Source organism: Saccharothrix sp. NBAS 001 (assembly GCF_056640475.1).
This window is the reverse complement of the sequence record NZ_CM153251.1, coordinates 2,431,636-2,457,123: the sequence shown is the minus strand read 5'-3', so window position 1 is coordinate 2,457,123 and position 25,488 is coordinate 2,431,636. Positions and strand designations below refer to the sequence as shown.

At 74.9% G+C, this 25,488-nt stretch carries 19 protein-coding genes and 1 pseudogene; 11 read left to right on the top strand and 9 right to left on the bottom strand.

Annotated features, from left to right (window positions below; all coding sequences use genetic code 11):
• The first annotated feature begins 19 nt into the window (after window positions 1-19).
• Window positions 20-682 (top strand): DUF2306 domain-containing protein, encoded by a 663-nt coding sequence (locus AC0HI0_RS10175; protein ID WP_480932047.1) that lies wholly within the window; start codon window positions 20-22, stop codon window positions 680-682.
• 53 nt (window positions 683-735) lie between these two features.
• On the opposite strand, the gene AC0HI0_RS10170 is transcribed toward AC0HI0_RS10175, so the two are convergent.
• From AC0HI0_RS10170 to AC0HI0_RS10160, 3 genes are read right to left on the bottom strand one after another with little or no spacing between them, the layout of a single operon-like run.
• Window positions 736-1,197 carry a hypothetical protein gene (locus AC0HI0_RS10170; RefSeq protein WP_480932046.1) on the bottom strand — a complete coding sequence of 154 codons (462 nt, stop codon included), beginning with the start codon at window positions 1,195-1,197 and terminating at the stop codon, window positions 736-738.
• Window positions 1,194-2,660 carry a sensor histidine kinase gene (locus AC0HI0_RS10165; RefSeq protein WP_480932045.1) on the bottom strand — a complete coding sequence of 489 codons (1,467 nt, stop codon included), beginning with the start codon at window positions 2,658-2,660 and terminating at the stop codon, window positions 1,194-1,196. The genes AC0HI0_RS10170 and AC0HI0_RS10165 overlap by 4 nt, the downstream gene beginning before the upstream one ends.
• A gap of 10 nt (window positions 2,661-2,670) precedes the next feature.
• On the bottom strand, window positions 2,671-3,345 hold the full coding sequence (locus tag AC0HI0_RS10160; RefSeq protein ID WP_480932044.1) for a response regulator transcription factor: 675 nt from the start codon (window positions 3,343-3,345) through the stop codon (window positions 2,671-2,673).
• A 138-nt stretch (window positions 3,346-3,483) separates the two neighbouring features.
• Here AC0HI0_RS10160 and AC0HI0_RS10155 point away from each other — a divergent pair, with 138 nt between their 5' ends.
• The 3 genes from AC0HI0_RS10155 (at window position 3,484) to AC0HI0_RS10145 (ending at window position 8,053) form a co-directional block, all read left to right on the top strand.
• On the top strand, window positions 3,484-4,248 hold the full coding sequence (locus tag AC0HI0_RS10155) for an ABC transporter ATP-binding protein (RefSeq protein ID WP_480932043.1): 765 nt from the start codon (window positions 3,484-3,486) through the stop codon (window positions 4,246-4,248).
• Window positions 4,248-6,758, top strand: a complete 2,511-nt coding sequence (locus tag AC0HI0_RS10150; RefSeq protein WP_480932042.1) for an FtsX-like permease family protein — start codon at window positions 4,248-4,250, stop codon at window positions 6,756-6,758. Before AC0HI0_RS10155 ends, AC0HI0_RS10150 begins: the two co-directional genes overlap by 1 nt.
• A gap of 116 nt (window positions 6,759-6,874) precedes the next feature.
• Window positions 6,875-8,053 carry a hypothetical protein gene (locus AC0HI0_RS10145; RefSeq protein WP_480932041.1) on the top strand — a complete coding sequence of 393 codons (1,179 nt, stop codon included), beginning with the start codon at window positions 6,875-6,877 and terminating at the stop codon, window positions 8,051-8,053.
• Window positions 8,054-8,074: 21 nt separating this feature from the next.
• Here AC0HI0_RS10145 and AC0HI0_RS10140 read toward each other — a convergent pair whose 3' ends face one another.
• Both AC0HI0_RS10140 and AC0HI0_RS10135 read right to left on the bottom strand, forming a co-directional pair.
• A complete protein-coding gene (locus tag AC0HI0_RS10140) occupies window positions 8,075-8,881 on the bottom strand; it encodes a DUF1684 domain-containing protein (RefSeq protein WP_480932040.1) in 807 nt (268 codons plus the stop codon).
• Between the two features lie 178 nt (window positions 8,882-9,059).
• Entirely contained in the window at window positions 9,060-9,968 is a 909-nt protein-coding gene (locus AC0HI0_RS10135) for a VCBS repeat-containing protein (protein WP_480932039.1), read from the bottom strand.
• On the opposite strand from AC0HI0_RS10135, the pseudogene AC0HI0_RS10130 reads away from it, so the two are divergent.
• Window positions 9,928-10,200 (top strand): annotated as a pseudogene (locus AC0HI0_RS10130) (helix-turn-helix domain-containing protein); the annotation flags it as partial. The gene AC0HI0_RS10135 and the pseudogene AC0HI0_RS10130 sit on opposite strands and share 41 nt — an antisense overlap.
• Window positions 10,201-10,614, top strand: a complete 414-nt coding sequence (locus AC0HI0_RS10125) for an IclR family transcriptional regulator (RefSeq protein WP_480934567.1) — start codon at window positions 10,201-10,203, stop codon at window positions 10,612-10,614. It begins immediately after the preceding pseudogene.
• Window positions 10,615-11,068: 454 nt separating this feature from the next.
• Here the strand turns inward: AC0HI0_RS10125 and AC0HI0_RS10120 are convergent, their stop codons facing one another.
• From AC0HI0_RS10120 to AC0HI0_RS10110, 3 genes are read right to left on the bottom strand one after another with little or no spacing between them, the layout of a single operon-like run.
• Window positions 11,069-11,725, bottom strand: coding sequence for a response regulator (locus AC0HI0_RS10120; protein ID WP_480932038.1), 657 nt, complete (start codon window positions 11,723-11,725; stop codon window positions 11,069-11,071).
• Entirely contained in the window at window positions 11,707-12,798 is a 1,092-nt protein-coding gene (locus tag AC0HI0_RS10115; protein ID WP_480932037.1) for a histidine kinase, read from the bottom strand. The genes AC0HI0_RS10120 and AC0HI0_RS10115 overlap by 19 nt, the downstream gene beginning before the upstream one ends.
• Window positions 12,791-13,912, bottom strand: a complete 1,122-nt coding sequence (locus AC0HI0_RS10110; protein WP_480932036.1) for an ATP-binding protein — start codon at window positions 13,910-13,912, stop codon at window positions 12,791-12,793. Before AC0HI0_RS10110 ends, AC0HI0_RS10115 begins: the two co-directional genes overlap by 8 nt.
• Window positions 13,913-14,150: 238 nt before the next feature.
• On the opposite strand from AC0HI0_RS10110, the gene AC0HI0_RS10105 reads away from it, so the two are divergent.
• The 5 genes from AC0HI0_RS10105 to AC0HI0_RS10085 all read left to right on the top strand — a co-directional run bounded on the left by AC0HI0_RS10105 (window position 14,151) and on the right by AC0HI0_RS10085 (window position 23,723).
• The gene (locus AC0HI0_RS10105; protein ID WP_480932035.1) at window positions 14,151-15,641 is read left to right on the top strand and encodes a S1 family peptidase; all 1,491 of its coding nucleotides are present in this window, start codon (window positions 14,151-14,153) and stop codon (window positions 15,639-15,641) included.
• On the top strand, window positions 15,638-17,893 hold the full coding sequence (locus AC0HI0_RS10100) for a tetratricopeptide repeat protein (protein ID WP_480932034.1): 2,256 nt from the start codon (window positions 15,638-15,640) through the stop codon (window positions 17,891-17,893). Before AC0HI0_RS10105 ends, AC0HI0_RS10100 begins: the two co-directional genes overlap by 4 nt.
• Before the next feature lie 14 nt (window positions 17,894-17,907).
• Window positions 17,908-19,338 carry a vWA domain-containing protein gene (locus tag AC0HI0_RS10095; protein WP_480932033.1) on the top strand — a complete coding sequence of 477 codons (1,431 nt, stop codon included), beginning with the start codon at window positions 17,908-17,910 and terminating at the stop codon, window positions 19,336-19,338.
• Window positions 19,339-19,457: 119 nt separating this feature from the next.
• On the top strand, window positions 19,458-23,057 hold the full coding sequence (locus tag AC0HI0_RS10090; protein WP_480932032.1) for a hypothetical protein: 3,600 nt from the start codon (window positions 19,458-19,460) through the stop codon (window positions 23,055-23,057).
• 27 nt (window positions 23,058-23,084) lie between these two features.
• Complete coding sequence (locus AC0HI0_RS10085) at window positions 23,085-23,723, top strand: hypothetical protein (RefSeq protein ID WP_480932031.1); 639 nt, start codon at window positions 23,085-23,087, stop codon at window positions 23,721-23,723.
• Between the two features lie 51 nt (window positions 23,724-23,774).
• Here AC0HI0_RS10085 and AC0HI0_RS10080 read toward each other — a convergent pair whose 3' ends face one another.
• Window positions 23,775-25,049, bottom strand: coding sequence for a D-alanyl-D-alanine carboxypeptidase family protein (locus AC0HI0_RS10080; RefSeq protein ID WP_480932030.1), 1,275 nt, complete (start codon window positions 25,047-25,049; stop codon window positions 23,775-23,777).
• Between the last annotated feature and the right edge of the window lie 439 nt (window positions 25,050-25,488).

Below are 25,488 nucleotides of genomic sequence, written 5' to 3'. Positions count from 1 at the left end.
CGGGCAGCACGATCGGTGCATGACAAGACGAACCCGGCAGTGGCCGGTGCCCGCCGGGCTGATCGCGCTGAGCCTCGTGCCCTCGGTGGCGGGCGGGGTCCGGCTCGCCGACCTGTCCGGCGGCGGGCCGGTCCACGCCGACAACGCCCGGTTCTTCGCGATGCCCGTGCCGGTGGTGCTGCACGTCGTGGGTGCCACGGTGTTCTGCGTGCTGGGCGCGTTCCAGTTCGTGCCGAGCCTGCGCCGGCGCAGGTGGCACCGGATCGCCGGGCGGGTGCTGGTCCCGTGTGGACTCGTCGCGGCGTTGTCCGGGCTGTGGATGACGGTGACCTACGCGCTGCCGCCGAGCGACGGCCCGTTGCTCTACGCGTTCCGGCTGCTGTTCGGCACGCTGATGGTGGTCTCGTTGGTGCTGGGTCTCCGCGCGGTCCGGCGGCGGGAGTTCGCCGCGCACAGCGCGTGGGTGATGCGGGCGTACGCGATCGGGATCGGCGCGGGCACGCAGGCCGTGGTGACGGCGGCGTGGTACCTCCCGTTCGGCGCGCCCGACGTGACCACCCGCGCCCTGCTGCTGGGTGCGGCGTGGGTGATCAACCTCGGGGTGGTCGAGTGGCGGATCCGCCGGACGCCCGCCCGCACCCCGGTCCGGAGTGCTGATCCTCAGTTTGCACTGAAGCAATAGGGGTCATTGCAGATTGCAATCCGGCGGATCCTCCGGGCGTGGTCGCGACGGGCTCAGGTCTGGGGCCACATGGAGTAGACGACGTCCGCCCCGTCCGTGCAGACGACCTGCGGCAGCGCCGGTTCCGGCACCTGGTTGCAGGTCATCCCGGCGACCACGAGCGGCGGCCGGCCGGCGGTCGGGTCGTGCCGCTCCGCGTAGTAGTCCACCAGCACCGCGCCGGCCTGGTCGCAGTTCAGCCGGCCGGACGGGGTCTCCACCACGGCGGCCAGCATCGGCTTGCCGAGCGCCCCGGTGAACGGCCGGTCGCAGAAGCGGGTGGGCGCCGACTCGTCGATCGGGGGCAGCGGCAACGGGCTGCCGGTGGTCTCCTCGGGGACCGACTCGGTCGTGGTGGGCCGGGCGGCCGTGGTCGCGGCGGTGGTGCCGGCGGTGGTGGTGGAGCCGCTGCTGCCGGAGACCGTGACGGAACAACCGGCGATCAGGACCAGTGCGGCGAAGAGGACGATTCTCACGCAGGTGGACTCGTTTCCGGCGGGTGATCCGTTAGCAGCGGCAGCCGGGCCACCAGCCGGGCGCCGGGCCCGCCGTCGGCGACCCGCAGCGTCCCGCCGTGCCGCTGCGCGATCTCCCGCGCGATGGCCAGCCCCAGCCCGGAACCGCCGGTGTCGCGGGCGCGGGCGTCGTCCAGCCTGGTGAACCGCTCGAAGACCCGTTCGCGGTCCTCCTCCGGGATGCCCGGACCGTCGTCCCGCACCTCCACCACGACCTCGGCGTCCTCGGTCGAGACCCGCACGGCCACCTCCGACCGCGCGTGCCGCTCGGCGTTGTCCAGGAGGTTGCGCAGCATCCGGTCGAGCCGGCCCGGACGTCCGCGCACGAACGCCGGTCCCCCGCCGGCGAACCGGACCAGCGCGCCGCGCCCGGCGGCCTGCTCGCGGGCCAGCGCCGCGAGGTCGACCGCGACCGGCGGCGACGGGTCGGCGGCCTCGGTCTCGGCCAGCAGCAACAGGTCCGCGGTGAGGTCCTGGAGGCGCTGGACGTCCGCCAGCGCCCGGCTCGCGGTGCGCGGCCAGTCGGCGCGGTCGGCGTGCACCAGCGCCACTTCGAGGCCGGCGCGCAGGTTGGCCAGCGGGCTGCGCAGCTCGTGGCCGGCATCGGCGACGAACCGCTGCTGGCGGCGCAGCGAACGCTCCAGCCGGTCGAGCGTGGCGTTGGTGGTGTCCGCCAAGCCGGACACCTCGTCCCGCGACTGCGGCACGGGCACCCGGCGGGCCAGGTCGTGCTCGCCGATCTCGGCCATCTCCCGCCGGATCGCCTCCACCGGCCGCAACGCCCGGCCGGTCGCCAGCCACGCGACCACCGCCACGAACAGCACCGCCAACGGGATCGCGTGCAGCAGCACCTGCCCGACCCCCCTGGTCGCCGACACCGCGCCCCACGGCAGCACGAACAGGTACGCGGTCAGCCGGTAGCGGTGGGTGCCGTCGGCGCCCGCGAGGTCCGCCCACGGGGTCGACCCGGACCGGCCCAGCGGCTCGACGGCGGCGGCGGGCACGTCCTGGGCCACCGCGCCCAGCACGGTGTAGGTCCGGTACTCCCGCCAGTCCGGGTGCTCGCCGGGCCGCAGGGTGTCGGTGGTGCGCGCCGTCCAGTCGGCCGGCGCGCCGGCGGGCGCCGGGGGCAGCGCGGCCCGGGCCGGGTCCAGCCGCTCCAGGTTGCCGCTGCGCACGACGACCTCGCCGGAGTCGGTGACGATCTCGAACATCGCGTCGCCGCTCAGCACGCCGTCGGCCGGTGTGCTCCGGGTGCCCGCCCGCAGCGAGTCGACCACCCGGTTGAGTTCGGCGCGGGTGGTGCTCTCCGCCGCCTGGAGCTGACCGTTGTAGACCACGGCCCGCATCGCCAGGCCGCCCAGGCCGAACACCCCGGCGCACGCCAGCCCGGCGGCCAGCGCCGCGCTCGCGCGCAGCGACACCGGCCACCACCTAGGCATCGGCGACCAGTCGGTAGCCCACGCCGCGCACGGTGCCGATCGTGCGGCGACCGAACGGCGCGTCCACCTTGCGGCGCAACGCGCTCACGTAGACCTCCACGATGTTCGGGTCGCCTTCGTAGGCCATGTCCCAGACCTGGTCGAGCACGTCGGTCTTGGACACCACCTGCCCGGACCGCCGCGCCAGGCACTCCAGCACGGCGAACTCCTTGGCGGTCAACGCGATCTCCGTCCCGGCCCGCCGGCAGGTCCGCCCGCCCGGGTCGACCACCAGGTCCCCGACCCGGATGACCGGCTCGCGCCCGGCGGGCCCCCGGCGCATCAGCGCGCGCAGCCGCGCGGTGAGCACCGGGTAGGAGAAGGGCTTGGCCAGGAAGTCGTCGGCCCCGGTGTCCAGCGCCTCGACCTCGTCGTACTCGCCGTTCTTGGCGGTGAGCACGAGGATCGGCGTGCTCACGCCGCGCCGCCGCAGTTCGGCGCACACCCGGTAGCCGTTGAGCACCGGGAGCATGATGTCCAGGACGATCGCCTGGTACGGGTGCTGCTCGGCGAGCAGCAGGCCCTCGCCGCCGTCGTGCGCGAGGTCCACGGCGTAGCCGTCCGCCTCCAGTCCCCATTGGAGCGTCTCGGCCAGCCGCCGCTCGTCCTCGACCACCAGTACCCGCACGCCCGCCATCCTCGCAGACCCGCGCGACCGGACCTGAAGCGATCTTCAGGTCGCTTCAGCGGGCGCTCAGCCGGTTGCTGCCACGGTGGGCGCGGGCCGGTGCCGCCGGCCCTCGGCGCACGCGTGGAGGAGCAGCACATGGTGGAACTGGTGTCGACACCCCGGCCGGCGGGCGTGCCCGCCGCCGTGGCCGCCCGGGACCTGGTGAAGGTGTACGGGAAGGGCGATGCCGAGGTCCGCGCGCTGGACGGGGTCGACGTGTCGTTCGCGGCCGGCCGGTTCACCGCGATCATGGGGCCGTCCGGCTCCGGCAAGTCCACCCTGATGCACTGCCTGGCCGGGCTGGACTCGGCCGACTCCGGTTCGGTCCACATCGGACGGACCGGGCTCGCCGGGCTGTCCGACCGGGAGCTGACCAGGCTGCGCCGCGACCGGGTCGGGTTCGTGTTCCAGTCGTTCAACCTGCTGCCCGCGCTGACCGCCGGGCAGAACATCGTGCTGGGCCTGGAACTGGCCGGGAGCGAGCCGGACCGGGCGTGGTTCGACACCGTGGTGGACGCGCTCGGCCTGCGCGACCGGTTGCGGCACAAGCCGGGCGAGCTGTCCGGCGGCCAGCAGCAGCGGGTGGCGTGCGCGCGGGCGCTGGTGGCCAGGCCGGACGTGGTCTTCGCCGACGAGCCGACCGGCAACCTCGACTCCCGCGCGGGCGCGGAGGTGCTGGCGTTCCTGCGCACGTCGGTGCGCGACCTCGGGCAGACGGTGATCATGGTGACCCACGACCCGGTGGCCGCCGCCTACGCCGACCACGTCGTCCTGCTCGCGGACGGCCGGCTCGCGGGCCGGGTCGACCGCCCGACCGCCGACTCCGTGCTGGACGCGCTCAAGCACCTCGGGGGTGCCTGATGCTGCGCACCGTCCTGGCCGGGCTGCGCGCCCGCGCCGCGCGCCTGCTGCTGTCCTCCACCGCGATCGTGCTGGGCGTCGCGTTCGTCACCGGCTCCCTGGTGCTGGCCGACGCGTCCCGGGCCGGGCTGCGCGACGCCTACGCGCGGATGGCCCGCAACGTCGACGTCTCGGTGACCGGCGCGCCCGGCGCGCACCGCCCGCTCGACCAAGCCGCGCTGGACGCGGTCCGGGCGGTGCCCGGCGTGGCGGCGGTCGAGGGGCGCGGATCGGCGGCCGTGCCGCTGGTCGACCCGAAGGGCAAGGCGGTCACGGCCCTGGTCTCGGCGCTGCCCTCGGACGAGCCGCTGCGGCCGTTCGACCGGGCCGAAGGGCGTTACCCGGCCACCGACGACGAGGTCGCGATGGACACCGGCACCGCCGCCGGGTACGCGCTCGGGCAGCGGGTCACGCTGCTCGGCGAAGCCGACCGGGAGCGGGCGTTCACCCTGGTCGGCACCTTCCGGCCGGCGGTGACCGGCGGCGAACTGGCCGGCGGCACCGAACTGGTCGTGCTGCCCGGCGCGCTGCGCGAGGTCGCGCCGGACCGGGGGTTCACCGAGATCGTGGCCCGCGCCGAGCCGGGCGTGGCGCAGGGCGCGCTCGCCGCCGCGGTCTCCGCCGCGCTCGACCGCCCGGACGTCACCGCGGTCACCGGGGACGAGGCCGTCGCGGCGCTGGTCCGGCAGACCGCGCCCGAGTCCGGGAGCTTCACCCGGTTCCTGACCACGTTCTCGGTGATCGCGCTGCTGGTGGCGGCGATGGTCATCGCCAACACGTTCACCATCCTGGTCTCCCAGCGGACCCGGGAGTCGGCGCTGCTGCGCTGCGTGGGCGCGGGGCGCGGGCAGGTGTTCGGCGGCGTGCTGGTCGAGGCCGGGGCGGTGGGGGTGGTCGGGTCCGCGCTCGGCCTGCTCGCCGGGCTGGGTGTCTCGGCGCTGCTCCAGGTCGCCATCGGCGCGCACGGTGCGGACGTCGCGATCTACACGCCGCTGTCGCTTCGCACGGTGGTCGTCGCGTTCGCGGTGGGCGTGCTGGTCACGCTGCTGGCGGCGGTGCTGCCAGCGCGCAGGGCGACCCGCGTGCCGCCGGTCGCGGCCCTGCGGGCGGCACCGGACGGAGTGGCGGCCCGGGTCGGCCGGGCCCGGGTCGTGATCGCGGCGGTGACGGCGGTGGCCGGCGTGGTCGCGGCGGTGGTCGGGGTGCGGACCGGCGAGGGCGCGGGCGCGGTGGCCGTCACGGTCGGCTCGGCCCTGCTGCTCGGCGCGGTGCTCGTGCTCGGGCCGCTGCTGGTCGGGCCGGCGACCGGGGCGCTCGGCGCGGTCCCGCGCGCCCTGTTCGGCGTGCCGGCGAAGCTCGCCGCGGCCAACGCGCGCCGCAACCCCCGGCGGACCGCCGCCACCACCGCCGCGCTGGTGGTCGGGGTGGCCGTGGTGACCCTGGTGACCAGCGTCGTGGCCGGTGCCGAAGCGAGCGCGAACCGCGTGCTGGACGACCGGTTCCCGGCCGACTACACGATCTCCACGGCCGTGCACGGCCGGCCGCTGACCGATCCGCTGGTCGACCGGCTGGCCGGGCTGCCGGAGGTGGCGGTGGCCGCGCCGCGCGACGTGCTCGGCGCCGACGTCGGCGGCACGCCCGCCCAGCTCACCGCCGTGCGCGGCGACGCGATCGGCACCGTGGTCCGGCCCGCCGTGCTCAGCGGGTCGCTCGACCGGCTGGCTCCCGGCGAACTCGCGCTGAGCCGGGGGCTCGCCGAGCAGACCGGGCTCGCGGTCGGCGACACCGCGCCGACCACCTCCTACGGCGACGAACGGGTCAAGCGCGACCTGAAGGTGGTCGCGGTGTACGAGGAGACCGACGCGCTCGACCTCGGGCTGGTCGAGCTGGACACCTGGCGGCAGCTGCGGCCCGGGGCCACCGGGTACGCCGACGTCCTGGTCAAGCTCAAGCCCGGGGTGTCCGCCGCCGAGGGCCGCGAGGCCGTGGACCGGGCCACCGCGTCGTCGCCGCTGGCGCAGGTGGAGAGTTCCGCCGAGGCCCGGGAGCGCAGCGGCGCGGCCACCCGGCGGATGTTGGGGTTCCTCTGGGCACTGGTGGGTTTGGCCGTGCTGATCGCGGTGTCCGGCATCGCCAACACGCTCTCGCTGTCCGTGCTGGAGCGCACCAGGGAGTCCGCGCTGCTGCGCGCGCTGGGGCTGACCAGGGGGCAGTTGCGGGGGATGCTCGTGGTCGAGTCGCTGCTGATGGCGTCGACGGCCGTGGTGGTCGGGCTGGTGGCCGGGGTCGGCTCGGCGTGGCTGCTCACCCTGGCGGTGTCCACGCCGACCCAGCCGCTGGACTTCACCGTGCCGGTCGGGCAGGTCGGCGCGGTGGTGCTCGCGGCCGTGGCGGCGGCGGTGCTCGCGGCGCTGGTGCCGGCCCGGCGGGCGGCGCGCACGGCGGTCGTCGCCGGGATGCGGGAGGTCTGACCCGGGCCGGGGGGTGCTTTGCCCAGGTGGTTGCCCGTCCGGACGTCGACCTGCGTCGTCGCGTCGGTCACGCTCGGGGGGACGCGGTGTCGGGGACGCGGTAGCGGAGGTGGCCCGTGCACGACCGACCGATCGACCGGACGCCGACCGCCCCGGCGCGCCCCGCGCAGCCCGCCCGGCCACGGGCGGGCGGCTCCAACCGGGTCCTCGACCTGCAACGCAGCGCCGGGAACCGGGCCGTCGCGGCGGTCGTCGCGCAGCGCGCGATCGTCCCCGAAGACCTGGCCGGCGGGCTGACCGGCACCAGGCTCTCGCTCACCCAGGACGTCACCGCCGGGTCGGCGACGCTGACGGCGGGCCAGCGGGTCGTGGTCGTCACCTGGGACAACGCCGCCGCGACGGTCCGCGTCCGGGTGCCCACCCCGTACGCCAACGCCGGTACGCAGGCGGACGTGCCGAAGAAGCTGCTGCGCTCGGCGAACGCGGCGGTGGCGGGCGTGGACCAGTACGGGGCCGGGGTCGACTCGGTCGTGCAGGACTTCGAGCGCGGCGAGCGGGCGCTGGCCGCTGAACGGGCCCGGGCGGACGGCGGGCGGGCCAAGGAGATCGCCCGCCTGGAGCTGTTGCAGGCCAACCGGCAGCGCCTGCTCAACCGGCGGCTGATCCAGAGCACCATGCTCAACCGCTTCGACCAGTCGATCAAGACCTGGGTGGACCACTACAACACGACGTTCAAGTTCACCGACGCGAAGGGGCCGCACCAGGCGCTGGACCCCAACCTGGTCAAGGCGATGATGTACCAGGAATCGCGGATGGGCACGGCCGGCGTGCACCTGGAGGACCCGGCCGAGTCCGCGCCGAAGGTCAAGACCCGGCAGAACATCGGCCAGATGATCGACTCGTCCGGCGCGGCGCTGCTGCTGGTCATCGGCGAGGAGAAGCCCGCGCTGCTGGCCAAGCACAAGATCGAGAAGCTGGCGGCCGACGCCAACCAGCCGGGCCGGGGCGAGAGCTTCATCTGGGGTACGCCGGGCTTCACCGCGGCCCTCACCGAGTACTTCGCCGACGTGGCACCGGGCGCGCCGGAGAAGAACGTCGACTACGACTTCTGGGTGCACGCCGCCGTGCGCTGGCTGTTCCACAAGCGCAAGTCGGTCAAGTCGTGGGAGGCCGCCGTACGCGCCTACAACGGGGGCGGGCCGCGCGCCGACCACTACCGCGACGCGGTGGTCAAGCGGGCCGGAGCGGCTGCGGGCAGCCGCTCCGGGACCCCGTTCGTGCCCGATTCCCTGTAGCCCGGGACCGGGCGGGCCGGGTCAGGACCGCTCGTGGGGGATCTTCTCCCCCGCCACGACGTCGAACGGCAGCCGGTTGCCCTCCGGCGGGAGCGGGCACGTCGCGTAGTCGGTGAACGCGCACGGCAGGTTCACCGCGCGGTTGAAGTCGAGCACGACCGTGCCGTCCGCGTCGGGCTCGGCCACGGCCAGCGACCGGTTCGCGGCGTAGGTGGTGACGCCGCTGGTGCCGTCGGTGAACAGGATGCTCAGCCCGCCGCCGGTCCCGTTGAACGCGGTCAGCACGTGCTCGTCCGCCCCGTGCCGGAACCGCACCACGCCGGGCGCGGTGTAGACGTGGCTGAGGCCCTCGACCACCGCGCCGACCGTCGTCGGGCGCGGTTCGTCGAACGGCTCGTAGGTGCCGGTGAGCACCCAGTCCGGCTGCGGCTCGTAGCTCGGCACGCCCCGGAACGCGTCCAGCACGGGTGCCGCCGGGTCGTGCACCCGGATCAGGTAGCCGCCCCGGCGGGCCACCTCGATCTCCACCTCCCCGGCCACGACCCGCGTCCCGGGACCGCTCTTGACCAGCTCGAACCGCAGCGGTCCGGTGACCGGCGCGCCCTCGTGCAGGACGTCCGCGCCCTGCGGGTCGAAGTGCGCCGCGTCCGCGTCCTGCCACCACACGCCGGGCAGGCCGGGGTACGCGCGGGGGGTGTCCGCCAACCAGTCCAGCGACACCAGCGCCAACCAGCCGTGCGGCTCGGCCAGCCGCTGCTCGCGCTCCGCCTTCCACTCCCGCCACTGCTCCGCGAACCCCTGAGCCTGTTCCTGGACCACGCCGCTCATCGCGCACCTCATTTCCGAAAAGGCCGTCACCGGTGCCAACAAGGGTGCCTCAGGACTATTCCGCGTCCCACCTGGCGGGATTCCCGGGGCACGCCGCGGTGCGGGATCGCCGAGGCCGCGATCCCGCACCGGGTTTCGTTGGGCGGGCTGCTTCGCAGAAGTGTCGGGGACCGCCGAATCAGACCGGGATGTCCCCGCCGACGCCCCACGTGGTGGTGAGGATGTTGCGGGCGTACCAGGTGCCGTTGCTCGGCCGCCACACCGTGTAGTCGGTCCGGTTGTCGCCGTTGAAATCACCGGAAACGGGGATGTCGCCGCCGACACCCCAACCCACCGTGGCGATGTTGCGCACGTACCAGGTGCCGTTGCTCGGCCGCCACACGGTGAAATCGGAGGTGTTGTCGCCGTTGAAATCGCCGGTCACCGGGATGTCGCCGCCCACGCCCCACGCCACGGTGGCGATGTTGCGCACGTACCAGGTCCCGTTGCTCGGCCGCCACACCGTGTAATCGGTCCGGTTGTCGCCGTTGTAGTCGCCCACGACCGGGATGTCCTCGCCGCTCCCCCACGCGACCGTGTCGATGCCACGCACGTACCAGGTGCCGTTGCTTGGCCGCCACACCGCGTAGTCGGCGCGGTTGTCGCCGTTGTAGTCGCCGACCACGGGGACGTCGCCACCGACGCCCCACGCCACGGTGGCGATGTTGCGCACGTACCAGGTGCCGTTGCTCGGTCGGTAGACCGCGATGTCGGTGACGTTGTCGCCGTTGTAATCGGCGGCCACCGGGATGTCGCCGCCGACACCCCATTGCACGGTGAACAAGCCCAGCACGTACCAGGTGCCGTTGCTCGGTCGCCAGACCGCGACATCATCCGTTCCGTCACCGTTGAAGTCACCCGCCACTCTTTGGGGTGACGAGTCGGCCGCGGTCGAGTAGTTCTGGATCTCGTCGTCTTGCGCGGCGGTCGCTTGTCCGGCGGGCAGGCCCAGGACAAGGGACGCGACGGCGGCAGCGGTGACCACGAGCTTTTTCGGTAAATTGGGCATGGCGACAGTCTGCAACCGCACAACAACCCCGAAAATCACCTGTTCCGCTCAGTGGACCGGAATGGAACTTCCGGTTGAATGGCGACCCGAGGGGGTGCGAAAGGACATGGGCGGGACGGAGTCGGAACGCGGTGTGCTCGGCCGGGCATTCACCCTTTTGGACGCACTGGTGATCCGTTCGGATGGCGTCGGGCTGACCTGGATCGCACATTATTGCGGAATACCCAAAGCGACCGCGCACCGGCTGCTGCACCAGCTCGAAGCGCTGGGCGTGGTGGAGCGCTCGGCCGGCCGGTACCGGCTGGGCTCGCAGGTGTTCCGGCTCGGCCAGGCGTGGGAGCCCTACCCGCACCTGCTGACCGCCGCGCGCCGCCCGCTGCACGACCTGGCCACCGCCACCAGGTCCAGCGCCGTGCTCACCGTCCGCTGCCGGCGGGAGGACCTGATCGCGGCGACCAGCCTGGCCAGGCCCGAGGACGTGCTGCTGCTGAGACCGGGCTGCACCGTGCCGCACGACCTGGACTTCATCACCACCCCGGTGTTCACGCCGACCGGGCAGCAGGTCGGCGCGGTCGGGGCCGCCGCGCCCGAACTCCGCCGGCGCGGTTTCTTCGGCGACGCCGTCCGGCACGCCGCGCGCGCCGTGAGCGCCGCGCTGGGCCGTTCCCGCGACCCCGTGGCCTGACCGACCGGGGGGGACCTCGTCGGCCCGGTCCCTCGACGGCGGACGACCACGCCCCCGGCACCGAACCCCGGCTACGGGCGTCGCCCGACAAGCTTTCCGCGCCCGGACCGCTTCCGACGCCGGTCGGCCGGCACGCCACGGCCACGCGCCCTACCCCGCGCTCGCCGGCACGGGCGTCCTGCCGCCGGCCTTACGCACTCCGAGCGGGGTGTGATCCGGCCGCTCCGCCGCAACACGACCAGCCGCCGCCGAGATCGAGCGGACACCCGACACCCGCCCTGCCGGAGATCGGCAACGCCTCGGGTTTCACGCCCTGCGGACATGCCGACAGCGACCCGCTCACCCGCAGCTTTGGCAGCGGCAAGGCGAGCATCGCCCGACCCGCCTCTCCCGACACCGCCGTGCCGTCCGGCCCGAACCCGCGCCGGCACCGACAACCACCGACACCTCCGCGCTACAGCTCGTCCAGCCGCACCAAGCCGTCCTGGATCGCGCGGGCGACCAGCGCGGCCTTCGTCGGCGCGGGACGGCCGGCGGTGGCGTACCGGATCCGGACGCGGTCGATGTAGCTGTTCACCGTCCGCACCGAGAGGCCGAGCTTGCGGGCGACCATCTCCTTGGACTCGCAGGCGAACCAGTTGACCAGCACGTCGGTCTCGCGCGGCGTCAGCCGGGGCCGGTCGGGGCGGTTGTCGGTGCTGATCGCCCGAGCCAGGGCGGGCGGCGTGTACGGCTGGTCGCGCCCGGCGGCCTGGATCGCCGGCACCAGGTGGCCGGGCCCCTCGGTCTTGGCCAGGTAGGCGAACGCGCCGAGGTCCAGGCACGCCAGGATGGTGTCGCGGTCCTCCCGCATGGTGTAGACGACCACCCGCCGCCCGGCGTCGACCAGCCGCCGCAGGTCCGCGTACGCCGGGACCTGCCCGGTCAGGTGCAGGTCGAACACGACCACGTCGGCGGACAGCCCCGGGTCGGTCCACGCGGCGGCCGGGGTCGCGCCGGAGTCGAGCACCCGGACCGGCGGGTCGGCGGCGGCGCACCACGCCTCCAGGCCGGACACGATGGCGGGGTGGTCGTCCACGACCACCACCGTGGTCAGTCCCGGATTCGCCACGTGGCCTCCACCCAGACTCCCGAACCGTCCACCAGCCGCGTCACGGTCACCCCGGCCGCGCCGGCCTCGTCCACCTCGACGCCGGGCGCGTCGGCCAGCACGCTCACCGCGACCCCGGTCGGCGACCCGAGCACGGTCACCCGGGCCCGCGACGCGGTCGCCATGATCCGCAGCGCGGGCTCGGTCAGCGCCCGGCGCGCCTCCACCGGCGGCGTCGGCCGCTCCCCGCACGTGCCCAGGTACACCGCGACCCCTTGGCGCTCGGCCAGCTCCACGCACGCCCGCAGCTCGTGCAGCAGCGGGTCGACGACGTCGTCGTACTCGGCGAACAGCCTCCGGTGCCGGGCCGCCGCCACGGCGTAGGCGGCGCGCACCCGCTCGTCGGCCAGGTCCGCCGCCCCGGTGGTCAGGTCGGTCAGCAGCGGCACGGTCGTGCCCGCGAGGTCGGCGTAGCGGGCCCGCCGGTCGGCGTGCAGGTGTTCGGCGATGGCGTCGGCGGTCCGCTCCCGCTCGGCACTGGCGGAAGCCGCCGCCGCCGTGGCCGCGAGGCCGCGCAACGCGAGCACCACCGCCAGCACCGGCAGCTGGCACCCGAGCACGACCGTCGTGACCACGACCAGGTCGGCCGCCTCGCCCGCCTGGCCGACCAGCAGGAGCTGCCCGAAGCTCACCGCCGTGTGGACGCCCAGGAACACCGCCGCCACCACCGCGCGGTCGATCAGCAGCACCAGCACGAACCAGCCGATCACACCGTAGGACCACTCGGCCTCCCACATCAGCCGCTCGGCCGGGATGCCGGTGGTGGCCAGCGCGGACGCCGTGAACACCACGGCCACCAGGACCCACCGGGACCGGCCGGGGAACCGGCGGCGCAGCACGTGCCACCCGGCCACCGGCAGGACGGCGGCCAGCAGCGCGAAGGCGACCACCTCCTGCGTCAGGCTGCGGTAGACCCCCGGGTTGGTCGCCAGCAGCGGCAGGGCGAAGCCGCCCATCGTGGCGACCGTGATGGCCAGCACCGCCGCCCGCAGCCCGTTCAGCAGCCGGTCGAACACGAGTTCGCGGTCACCCACGCGGCCACTCCAGGCGGACTCGCGTGCCGGTGCCGGGTCGGCTGGTCACGGTCGCCCGCCCGCCGATCCGGTCCATCCGCTGCCCGATGGAGCGCGCCAGCCCGTGCCGGTGCCCCGGCACCGCGTCCGGCGCGAACCCCCGCCCCCGGTCGACCACGTCCACGACCACCACCCCGTCGGTCCGGCGCAGCACCACTTCGGCCCGGTCCACCCCGGCGTGCCGCGCCACGTTCGTCAACGCCTCCCGCACCGCCGCGCTCACCGCGGCGGCGGGCAGCGCGGCCATCGGCACGGAGCCCGACGAGCGCGTGCGCACCGCCAGCGGCGCGTGCCGCGCCACCTGCTCCACCAGCCGCGCCAGGTCCACCTCGCCGTCCGGGAAGCCCGGTTGCGACGCGAGCACCTCCAGGTCCCGCACGGCCTGGTCGGCCAGCCACGGCTCGGCCGCGCCGACCATGCGCGACCCGACCGCCAGCAGCGTCGCCGCCGCCGTGTCGTGCAGCAGCGCGAGGTGTTCGCGCTCGTCGTCGCGCCGGGCCGCCGCGACCGCCGCGTCCCGGCGGACCCGCCCGCTCGCCGCGACCGCCTGGTCCGCCCGCCGGGAACCCTTGAGCACCAGCCTGAACAGCAGCCGGGACAGGCCCGCCTCGCCGAACGACCACAGCCCGATCGGCACGGAGTCGGCCCAGTCGTCCGGCGCGGCCAGGTAGTTCCCGGCCAGGTGCGCCACCACCACGACCGCCGTCAGCACCGCGCCCTCGACCTCGGAGGTCAGCCACTGCTGCGCGACGACCGTGCACGACACCACCGCGAACACCCAGTTCGTGCTGTCGGCCAACGAGTCCGGCGGCACGAGCCACCGCTGCGCGAAGCACAGGGCCACGACCACGGCCGTGTCCGCCACCAGCAGCCGCCGGCCGCCCGTCCGCACGTACAGCGCGCTCCACGCGCAGAGCCCGGCGACCACCGCCGCCACCGGGAGCCGCTGCGCGGGACCGGCCTGGAAGACCGCGGCGCCGCCGGCGCACAACAGCACGGCGGTCCGCATGAGCACGGCGTACCGGCGGCCTGCCCGGTGCAGTTCGGCCTCGGTCGCGGCGACTGGAGGTTCCATCGCTCCCCTCGGCCGGCTGCGGATCGCGGCGCCGAGTGTTGCTCACTTCCGCACCGCGCGTCGGGCCCTGCGGGTACGCCACCCGGACAGAGCAACGACACCTTGCCGGCACTCGGAGCAGCGCGACCCCGAAATGTGCGGGATCACGTCGGGAACCCGGAAGTTTCCACTGGTCCGAATGGTTGTCGCGGTCGCGAACCGCGCTCCGCGAGGGCCGGCGCTGCCTAATCTGCCACGGATGACCGCCCAGCAGCACCCACCGCCGCGCACCGGCCGGGAACCGTGGCGGGTCCGGATCCGCCGGGGCCGGTCGGGGCCGGTCCTGGGCGCGGGCGTGCTGGTCGACCGGACCCACGTGCTCACCTGCGCGCACGTCGTGACCGGGCACGAGGACCTGGTGGCCGACCTGGTCGAGGCCCCCGGCGCGCCGAGTTCGCCCGCGCACGTGATCAAGGGCCTGTTCGTGCCGCCGGGCGAGGACGGGCGCGGGGACGTCGCGCTGCTGCGCCTGGAGGTCCCGCAGCCGCCGGAGCACGTGGCCACGCTGCGCCGGGTCGCGTTGACCTTCGACCGGCAGGTGCACGTGTTCGGCCACCCCCGGGGCGTCGACGTGGGCGTGTGGACGAGGTTGACGCTGTTCGGGCACTCCGGCGCGGAGTGGCTCCAGATGAACCCGCGCTCGCCGACCGAGCAGCCGGTGCGGGTCGGGTTCAGCGGCGCGGGCGTCGCGGACTCGGCGACCGGCGACGTGCTGGGCATCGTGGTCGCCCGCTACGGCGGCGACGCGGCGGGCCTGTCCTGGATGATCCCGGTCGACGTGGTCGCCGGGCACCTGCCGCCGGTCGCCCGGTGGATCGTCGGCGACAGCGGGATCGACCCGCTGTTCACCGGGGTCCGGGGCGAACCCGCCGGCACCGTCGCGGAGCTGGCCCAGTGGCTGGGCCGGCGGCACCGGGGCGCGGCGGTGCTGGTCGTGCTGGGCGACGAGCTGGACGCGGTGCGGCAGGCGGTCGCGGTGTCCAGCGCGCGGACCGAGGCCGGTGACGCGCCGGGCGTCGACCTGGCGCTGGACGTCGGCGGGCGCACGGTGGACGAGGTGTCGGCGCGCATCGTGGGCCGCGCCGGGCTGGCCGTGCGGGCGGCGCAGAGCCCGGCCGAGCGGCTGCGCGCCGGGGCGCCGCCGATGACCATCGTGCTGGACGGCGTGGACGAGGCCGAGGAGCCCGAGGCGCTGGTGGACGAGGTGATCCGGCCGATCCTGCGGGCCGGCGGCCGGCTGGTGCTGGGGTTCCGGCGGGACGGCCCGGAGGGGCTCGCGGCGGCCCGGGGGCTGGTCGCGGAGTCCGTGGCGGCGGTGGTGGAGACCTTCGCCGACCGGGTCGCGGCGCTGCGCGACAACGCGGGCTGGCTGCTGCGGCTGGCCGCCCTGCGGCAGGCCGCCGCGCTCGACCCGGCGCTGGTCGCCGGGCGGCTGGGCGACTTCGAGCGCCGGCTGGCGCGGGCGGAGCTGCGGGAGCGGCGGGAGCGGGCGATCGCCGACGACCGGGGGCTGCTCGGCGTGCTGCTGACGATGGCGAACGAACACGGGCTGGCCGAGGACCTCGCACTCGGCGAGGCGTACCGGCGGGCCGAGGAGGCGCTCGACGGGTCGGCGGCGTCGGCGCACGCCGCCGTCCTGGCCTACGGGGACGCCGTGCGCCGGGCGATCAAGCAGGAGGGGACCACGTGACACGCTGCGCCAGGACCGGGTGCGCCGGCTCGATCGACGAGACCGGGTACTGCGACACCTGCGATCTGCCGCCGGAGGGCGCCACGCCGGGCGTGGCGGTGTCCACCACGACGTCGGTGTCCGCGCCGGGCCCCGGCGCCTCCCGGCCGAGCCGGGCGAGCGACCCGTTCGCGCTGCCGGTGTTCGACTTCCCGGACCCGTCCAGCCGGATCCTCACCGACTTCCGGGTGCCGGAGCGCAAACGGCGGTGCGCCAACGAGAAGTGCCCCGACCGCAACCGGCTGCCCGCCTCCGGCGCGGGCTACTGCCTGGCGTGCGGCAAGCCGTTCTCGTTCCTGCCGAGCCTGGAGCCGGGCGCGGTCGTGGAGCAGCGCTACGAGGTGCTCGGCTGCATCGACCGCGGCGGCCTGGGCTGGGTGTACCTGGCTCGGGACCGCAGGCTCAACGGCCGGTTGTGCGTCCTCAAAGGACTGATCGACACCGCGGACACCGCGCTGAGCCAGTCCGAGCTGTGGGCGCTGACCCAGATCGACCACCCGAACATCGTCGGGGTCTACAACTTCGTCGCGCACCCGGACGCGCACACCCGCGAGACGCGCGACTACATCGTGATGGAGTACGTGAGCGGCCTGCCGCTGAGCACGGTGGCGGCGCACGCGCAGCACGGGCAGGGCGTGCTCAGCGAACCGCTGCTGACCGAGCACGTGATCACCTGCGTGCTCCAGGTCCTGGCCGCGCTGGAGCACCTGCACGAGCGCGGCCTGCTGTACTGCGACCTCAAGCCGGACAACGTGATCATGCGGCCGGACGGCCAGGGCAGCCGCGCCAACCGGATCAAGCTGATCGACCTCGGCGGGGTGCGCCGGGCGGACGACCAGACCAGCCAGATCGTCGGCACCCCGCCGTTCCAGGTGCCCAAGGCCGAGATCCTCGACCGGGGGCTGACCGTCGGCTCGGAGATCCACACCGTCGGCGAGACCCTGCACCAGCTCTACCGGTCGACCTCCGACCACACCGGGCAGCACGTGCCCGCCGAACGGCACCTGCACGACCAGCAGCGGATCGCGGCGGGCATCGAGTCGTTCCGGCGGGTGTGCGCGCGGGCCAAGCACCCCGACCCGGACCGCCGGTTCGCCGGTGCCGCCGAGATGGCCGACCAGCTGCGCGGCGTGCAGCGGGAGATCGCCGCGCTGCGGGACGGCCGGGCGCGCCCGGAGCCCTCGGAGGTGTTCGACTCCAACGCGGTGCCGCTGGACGCCGGGCTGGGCGCGGTGCCGCCGCTGACCCGCTGGACCCGCCGGCCCGCCACCACCCCGCTCGCGGACCTGCCGCTGGACGTCGGCACGCCGTCGCCGCGCGCCGTCGCGACCGGGCTGCCCGCGCCCAGGGTGCCCGCCGACGACCCGGTCGCGGCGCTGCTCGCCGGGGCGGACGACGACGACGCGGTCCGGCTGCTCGCCCGGCTGGTGGAGGCCGACCTGCCGGCCGCCGAGGCCGCGTTCGCGCACTGCCGGGCCGCACTGGCCGCCGGCGACCTCGCCTCGGCCCGGACCGGCCTGGCCACGGCGCGCGAGCGGGTGGCGGGCGCGCCGGACTGGCGGCTGTGGTGGCACGAGGGGCTGCTGCTGCTCGCCGAGGCCGGCGACGACCCGGAGCCCGACCTCGCCTCGGCGCGCGCCCTGTTCGACGACGTCTACGGGGCGCTGCCGGGCGAGATCGTGCCGAGGCTGGCCCTGGCCTACTGCGCCGAGCGCGCCGGCGACCTGGCCGAGGCGGAGTCGCACTACCTCGCGGTGTGGCGGCGGGACCGCTCGGTGGCGGGCGCGGTGTTCGGGCTCGCCCGCGCGCGCCTGGCCCGGGGCGACCGCGCGGGCGCGGTGGAACTGCTGGACGAGACGCCCGCGATCTCCCGGCACCACGACGCGGCGCGGATCGCCGCGGTGCGGGTGCTCAGCGGGACGCTGCCGGACGGCGCCCGCCCCGACGCCGACGACCTGGCCGCCGCGACCACCCGGCTGGCCGCGCTGTACCTGGACGGCGGCGCGCCGGCCGGCGAGTCGCGCACCCGGCTGGAGGCGGTGGTGCACGAGGCCGAGTTCGGCCTGCGCCCGGCGCCCGGCGGGCCGGAGAACGCCCTGCGCGCCCTGCTGGAGAAGTGCTACCGGGCGCTGGCCCGGCAGGCCGAGGCGCGCGCCGACCGCTCGGACCTGGTCGACCTGGCCAACCAGCACCGCCCGTTCACGTTCAGCTGACCCGAGGAGGAGCCATGCCGGGCCGTCCCCAGTTCGACCTGCTCGTCAGCCAGAACCCCTACCTGGCCACCGCGGACGCCGAGATGCACGCCGCGCTGGTGGTGAAGTCCCGGACGCCGGCCGCGCCGGGTGCGCTGCCCGAGGTGGCGCAAGTGATCGCGATCGACTGCTCGGGCTCGATGTCCTACCCGGTGACCAAGATCGGCGCGGCCCGGCAGGCGACCCGGGCCGCGATCGACGCGCTGCGCGACGGCGCGCTGTTCGCCGTGGTCGCCGGGACCGAGCGCGCGCGGCAGGTCTACCCGGCGCGCGGCCTGGCCGTGGCGGGCGCGAAGACCCGCAAGGAAGCCAAGTCCGCGGTGAAGAACCTGTCCGCGTCGGGCGGCACGGCCATCGGCGCGTGGCTGACCATGGCGGGCCGGCTGCTGCGCGAGCACCCGACCGCCGTGCGGCACGTGATCCTGCTGACCGACGGGCAGAACGGCGAGTCGGCCGGCGAGCTGGACCGGGTGCTGGCCGAGTTCCGCGCGGACTTCTCCTGCGACGCCAGGGGGATCGGCACCGACTGGCTGCCCACCGAGCTGCTGCGCATCGCCGAGGCCCTGCACGGCACGGCCGACGCGATCCGCAAGCCCGAGGACCTCGCCGAGGACTTCGCCGCGATGACCCGCACCGCGATGGCGAAGTTCGTGCCGGAGCTGCGGATCGTGGTCCGCGCCGCAGCCGGGGCGCGGCTGGACTTCCTGCGCCAGACCCACCCGGTCGAGGCGGACCTGCCGGGCGTCGCGCTGGACGAGCACACCACCGCGTTCGGCACGGGTTCGTGGGGCGCGGAGACCCGCGAGTACCACCTGCGGCTCACCGTCGACCCGACCGGCCGGCCGCTGGGCACGAACTTCCGGGTGGCCCGGGTCGACCTGGAGATGCGCCCGCCCGAGCACACCGAGCACGTCAGAGCGGGCGAACCGCAGTCGGTGATCGCGCACTACACCGACGACCTGGCGGCCTCCAGCGTGATCGACCCGCGCATCGACCACTACGCCTTGCAGGCCGAGCTGAGCCTGGCGGTGCAGGACGGCGGCGCGGCCTACGGGCGCGGCGACCGGGCGGGCGCGGCGGTGGCGTGGGGCCGGGCCGTGGCGCTGGCCACCCGCCTGCGCAACGAGGAACTGCTGGACCGGCTGCTGCGGCTGGTCGACGTGGTCGGCGATCCCGCGGACGGCCGGGTCCGGGTCCGGGACGCCATCTCCACCGAGGACCTGCTGCGCCTGGCGGTGGGTTCCACGATGTCCAGCATGAGCCCGGACGGGTCGTCGGTGCTGGACGAACCGCAGGTCGCGCCGGCCGTGCCGCAGGGTCCGAAGGTGCGCTGCGGTTCGTGCGGCCGGGAGTGGGACGCGGGCTCGACGTTCTGCGGCGGGTGCGGCAACCCCCTCGGCGGCTGAACCCCCGGGCGACGCCCGCGCCCGAGCGGTCCGGTTGCCCTCGCGGACGGCCGGCGCTGCCCGCGCGGACGGCTGTTCGAACGGGCCCGTCCCGCGCTGCGGCCTTTACTTTGGGCAGCGTGAAGGCCGTGGGGGACGACCGGACCGCGGAGCCGCCGGTCGACCGCCGCGCGGCGTTACCGGTGGAGCAGGTCGCCGCGCCGGCCCGCGCAGGCCGGCCGTTGACCTCGGGCAGCGTGCAGCGGCTCCAGCGGACCGCCGGGAACCGGGCCGCGGCAGGGGTGTTGGGTGCCCGACGAGCCGTGAACGCGGTGCCCGTGCAGCGGCCGGCCACCGCCGCGCCGGAGGCTCCCGCGCGGGGCGGGGCGGAGTCCGACCCGAAGTTCGCCGCCCTCAAGTCCGACGTCGCCGGCAAGCGCAAGGCGCTCGGCAAGCACCCGCTCGCCGCCGCCGAGGCGTCGGCGGCGGCGAGCGCGGCCAGGCCCCCGCAGGACGACAAGTCGGCCCAGGGCAAGGCCGCCAACGCCGAGAAGATGAACGCCGCCGAGCCGGGCGGGTTCGACAAGGCGGCGTTCGTGCGCGCGGTCGAGGACGCGATCGCCGCACAGGCCCCGAAGAACCTCGACGAGGCCACGAAGTTCGGCGGCTCCGGGAAGGCCGACGCGGTCAAAGGGCAGGTGCAGGGCCAGGTCTCGGCCGGCCGGAAGGCGTCCGCCGGGCCGATCGAGACCACGGCGGCGGCCCCGCCGGACACCGCCGCCGCCAGGGAGAAGCCGGTCACGCCGTTGCGGCCGGACACCCCGCCGCCGACCCCGGCCGCGCCGGCCGCCGCGAACGCCGTGCCGGACAGGGCTCCCTCGGCGGCCACCGACTTCTCCGCCGGGCCCGCGCGGGTCGACCAGCAACTGGCCGACGCGCAGGTGACCGAGGAGCAGCTCGCGACGTCCAACGAACCGGAGTTCACCGGGGCGTTGCAGGAGAAGAAGGCCGCCGAGCAGCACGCCGCGACCGCGCCGGGCCGGGTGCGCGCCGCCGAGGCCGCGACGTTGGCCGGCGCACGCGGGCAGGCCGCGCGGGCGGGCACGGCGGCCATGGCGGCGATGGCGACCGACCGCCGGCAGGCCGGCGCGTCCGTGGCGGCGGGCAAGGAAGGCGCGAAGGGGCGGGACGAGGCGCAGCGGGCGCAGGTCACCGCCACGGTGCAGAAAGTCTTCGACGCCACCAAGAAGGACGTCGAGGACGTCCTGACCGGCCTGGACAAGAAGGTGGACGAGAAGTTCACCGCCGGGGAGAAGGCCGCGCGGGACGCGTTCACCGCCGAGCACACCCGCAGGATGGACGCCTACAAGGACGCGCGGTACTCCGGGATCACCGGGAAGCTGCGGTGGGTCAAGGACAAGTTCGCCGGGCTCCCGGAGGAGGCGAACCAGATCTTCGTGCAGGCGCGGCAGGGGTACGTGACCGGGATGCGGCGGGTGATCTCCGAGGTCGCCGACGTGATCGGCGGCGAACTCGCCCGCGCCAAGAAGCGCATCGCCACCGGGCGCGACGAGTTGCGGGCGGCGGTGGCCTCGCTCGCGCCGCAACTGCGCGCGATCGGCCGGGAGGCGGCGGGCGGGTTCGCCGGGAGGTTCGACGAGCTGACCGAGTCGGTCGACGCCAAGGGCAAGGAACTGGTCGACACCCTCGCCTCGAAGTACAACGAGGCGCTGCGGGCCGTGGACACCGAGATCGAGGCCGAGCAGCAGCAGAACAAGGGGTTCGTGGCCAAGGCCGTGGACGCGGTCAAGGGCGCGGTCGACACCATCCTCAAGCTCAAGGACCTGCTGCTCGGCGTGCTGGCCAAAGCCGCCTCGGCGGTGGCCGCGATCATCCGGGACCCGATCGGGTTCCTGGGCAGGCTCGTCTCGGCGGTCGGCGCGGGGCTGCGGGCGTTCCTGGCCGGCATCGGCGCGCACCTGAGGAAGGGCCTGATCGGGTGGCTCACCGGCGCGATGGCCGGGGCCGGGCTGGAGCTGCCCGCGAAGTTCGACCTGCGCGGCGTCCTGGGCGTGATCGGGTCCCTGCTCGGCCTGACCTGGTCGGCGATCCGGGGCCGGATCGTCGCGCGCGGTGTGCCGGAACCGGCGATGGGCGCGGTGGAGCGGTCCGTGCCGATCGCGCGCCGGCTGCGCGACGAGGGCGTCGGCGGGATCTGGGAGACGATCAAGGAGAAGGTCGGCGACCTCAAGGCGACGCTGTTCGCCAAGATCACCGAGTACCTGGTGCCGACGGTGCTGATCGCGGGCATCACCTGGATCATCAGCCTGCTCAACCCGGCGTCGGCGTTCGTCAAGGCCGTGAAGATGATCATCGACCTGGTCGCGTTCGTCGTCGAGCGCGGCGCGCAGATCATGGCCTTCGTCAACGCCGTGCTGGACGCGGTGATCAGCATCGCGACCGGCGGCACGGGCGGGGTGCCCGCGCTGATCGAGGCCGCCCTGGCCTCCGGCGTCCCGGTGCTGATCGGCGCGCTGGCCGCGATCCTCGGCATCGGCGGCATCGCGGAGAAGGTGAAGAAGATCTTCCAGTCGCTGGCCAAGCCGGTGCTCAAGGCCGTGGACCGGGTGGTCGACAAGATCGTCGCGTTCGGCCGGAAGATCTGGGGCAGGCTCAAGTCGGCCGGACAACGCGCCGAGGACCGGCTCGGCGGGCGCGGTCGGGGCGGCGAGCCCGGCGGTGCGGGCACCACCGGCAAGCAGGCCGCGCTGGACGCCGCGCTCGCCGAGTCGCAGGCTTTGCTGACCCGGGGCCGCAAGCGCGCCGAGATCGAGTCCGCGCTGCCCGCGATCCGGCAGCGGCACGGTCTGACCCACCTGGAACTCGTGGTCAAGCCGCACGGCGAGGTGAGCGACGCCTACGTCGAGGGCCGGATCAACCCCAAGGGCCGCACCCTGATCTTCCGGGTCGACCCCGACGACGGCGAGCCCGTCCAGCACCGGCACGTGAAGAACAAGCACGAGCAGTTGCTGATCCTGGTCGACGCGTCCCTCAAGGCGGCGCGGCAGCTGCCGGAGGCCGCGTCCGCGATCCCGAAGCTCACCGCCGTCCACCGGGCCGTGGACGACATCACCCCGCACACGCTGCGCACCGTGCCGGAGTTCAGGAACGCCTTCTCCCTGCTCAAACAACAGGAAGCCCGGTTGGCGGTGATCGGCCGCCAGTACGGCTTCTGGCCGTTGCACCAGCTCGCCGCCCACAAGTCGAAGGACGTCGCGGCCGGCGAGATCATGCAGCAGTTCCGAGGCTCGGGGCCGATCCGCGCGCGGTACTACAGGGGGTTCGACAGCTCGGTCCGCACCACGTGGAAACCCGCGCAGATGGCCCGGCTCAAGGTCGCCGCCGGCGCGCCCTCGCGCGCGGGCGACCCGCTGGTCGTCTCGTTCACCCGGCAGGGCAAGAGCCTCGCCGGTCTCTACCTGTGCGTGCACAAGGACCACGTGGTGGACGAGGCCGACCCCCTCACCGCGCCCGAGATCGACCACCGGGTGCCGGTGTCCCAGCACTGGAACACCGGCCACCACGGGAGCACCGGCAGCAACTGCGACCAGCGCACCAGGGTCGACTGGTATAGCCTGCTCGGCAACCTCCAGGTCCTCTGCGCCAGGTGCAACCAGGAGAAGAGCGGCGTCAGCTACACCGTCCGCGTCGGGCCCGACTTCCGCGGCCCGCTGGACTGACCCGGGCCGGCGAAAGGGGCAGGGCAGATGTCGGAGCGCGCCGTGCAGTACGCGTTGTGGCACCCGCGTTACGAGCTGGCCGACGACCGGCTGACGTGCCTGGTGGACGTCGCGCCGCTGACCGACGCCCTGCTGCACGACGGCGACGACGAGCTGTTCGGCCACTTCGCCGAGCAGCTCGGCCTCGGGTCCGACCGGGTGGTCGAGTGGTCGCTGGAGGCGTTCAACACGCCGTTCTACTCCTTCGACATCGACGCCGACGAGTTCGCCGACTGGATGACCCCCGCCTGGCGGCTGCGGCTCGTCGTGGACGGCTGGTCCCGGCCCGCTCCGCCCGAGCCGACCAGCCCCGTCCCGGCTTGGGGCTACGACAAGTCGTGGTTCCCGGACCGGCCGCCGTGGGACTGGAACGCGCACGACACGGTGGTGATCGCGGTCAACGGCCCGCAGCCGGACCTCGACTTCCTCAAGGAACTCGACCGCGCGCCCGACGTCGAGGTGGCGCTGTACCCGCGCCCGGAATTCGCCGTGGGCCAGGTGCGCATCGGGCTCGGCCGGCTGACCCTGCCCGAGCAGGGCGACGCCGTGTTCGACGTCGTCACCGCGTGCTTCCAGCAGGCGATGGCCGTGCACGCGGACGCGGCCCTCGGCCTCTTCGAGCAGTAGAACGTCCACAGTGGACCACCGGGGGGCGCGGACGTGGCGCGCCCGCCGGGTTCAGCCCGACTCGGCGGCGGCCCGGGCGGCGCGCGCCGCCCGCGCCCGCCGTTTGCGCAGGTACACCACCAGTCCCAGGACCAGGCCCGCGCCGGCCGCGATGGTGATCGGCAGGCCGATGGTGCCGAACGCGTCCGGGTCGCGCAGGTCCGGGGAACCGGCGACCTCGGCCGGCGGGACGCCCAGCGGGGGCGAGGAGGTCCGGGTCGAGGTCGGCTCGGCCGAGGGTGCGCGGTCCACCAGGCGCCCGACCGGTGGGGCCGAGGGCAGGGCGAAGCCGTAGTCCAGCAGCAGCGCGGCCTGTTCGGCGAGCCGCAACGGCTGGGGTTCGCCGCGCAGGAGCACCACGACCAGCCTGCGGGTGCCGCGCTGGGCCGCGCCGACGAAGGTGTGCCGGGCGTCGTCGGTGAAGCCGGTCTTGCCGCCCAGCGCGCCCTCGTAGTTGGCGAGCAGCCGGTTGTCGCTGCCCAGGGCCACCGTGCCGGAGCCGTCGGCGGCCGGGAAGTCGACGGTCTGGGTGGTCATCGCCTTCGCGATCCGGGGTCGCTTGAGCGCCGCCCGGAAGATCAGCGCCATGTCGTAGGCCGACGTGCTCATGCCGGGCGCGTCCAGGCCCGAGGGCGACGCCGCGCGGGTGTCCAGCGCGCCGATCCCGGCGGCCAGCGCGTTCATCTTGGCCAGCGCGGCGGGCACGCCGCCGAGCTTGCGCGCCAGCGCGTGGGCGACGTCGTTGCCGGAGACCATCACCAGCACCTGGAGCAGCTGGTCGACGGTGTACTCCGCGCCTTCGCGCAGGCCGACGCACGTGCACTCCTGCGCCAGGTCCTCGGCGGTCGCGACGACCTTGGCGTCGGCCGCCAGCTCCTCGACCACCACGGTCGCCAGCAGGACCTTGATCACCGACGCCGGGCGCTGCCGGCCGTGCGGGTCCTGCGCGGCGAGCACCGCGCCGGAGTCCAGGTCGGCCAGCACCCACCCGGCGGCGTTGAGGCCGTCGGGCAGCTTCGGCGCGTCGGCGGGCAGCACCGGGCCGCACCCGCCGAGCTTGGCCCCGCCGACCGGGTCGGAGGGCACCGCCAACGCGGTGGGCGGCGTGCCGCCGGGCGGTACCTGCTCGGAGGTGTCCACCGCCGGCGGCGGCGACACCCGGTCGCCGCAGGCGGGCTGGGCGAGCGCCGCCGCGACACCGGGGACGGCGGCGGCAGCCGGTGCACCGAGGGCGAACGCCAGGGCGAGGACCAGGGCGACGGGTCGACGGGACGCGGGGAAACGCACGCGCCACAGGCTAACGGCACCTCCCCCGCGACCGAAGGCGGCCGGTGGCCTGCGCCGGCGCGGCGGACCACGTGGCCGCGACGCCGCCGAGGGACAGCACCGCCGGCGGCGGCGTGCCGGTGGCAGGCACGACTCACGTGACCGCCGCCGCGACGAAGGCGAGGATCCCGCAGGTTGCCCGCCGTGCGGGGTCGCGAGCCGGGAGTGCAACCGCAGCAGGGTGCCGTGACGCAATCCCCACTCCGGCAGAGCACGACGCCGAGTCGGCCACGGGCGACGACGCCTGCGACGAACTCGTCGCGCACCTCAAGAAACGCCGCCGCTGACCACGAATCCCCCATCTGTCCACTGTGGACGGTCGAGAGGGGATCGCGGGACAGACTGCTCGGCGAAACGCGTTTTGTCGGAGTTCAAACCCCACTTCTGTCGCTTGTCGGGC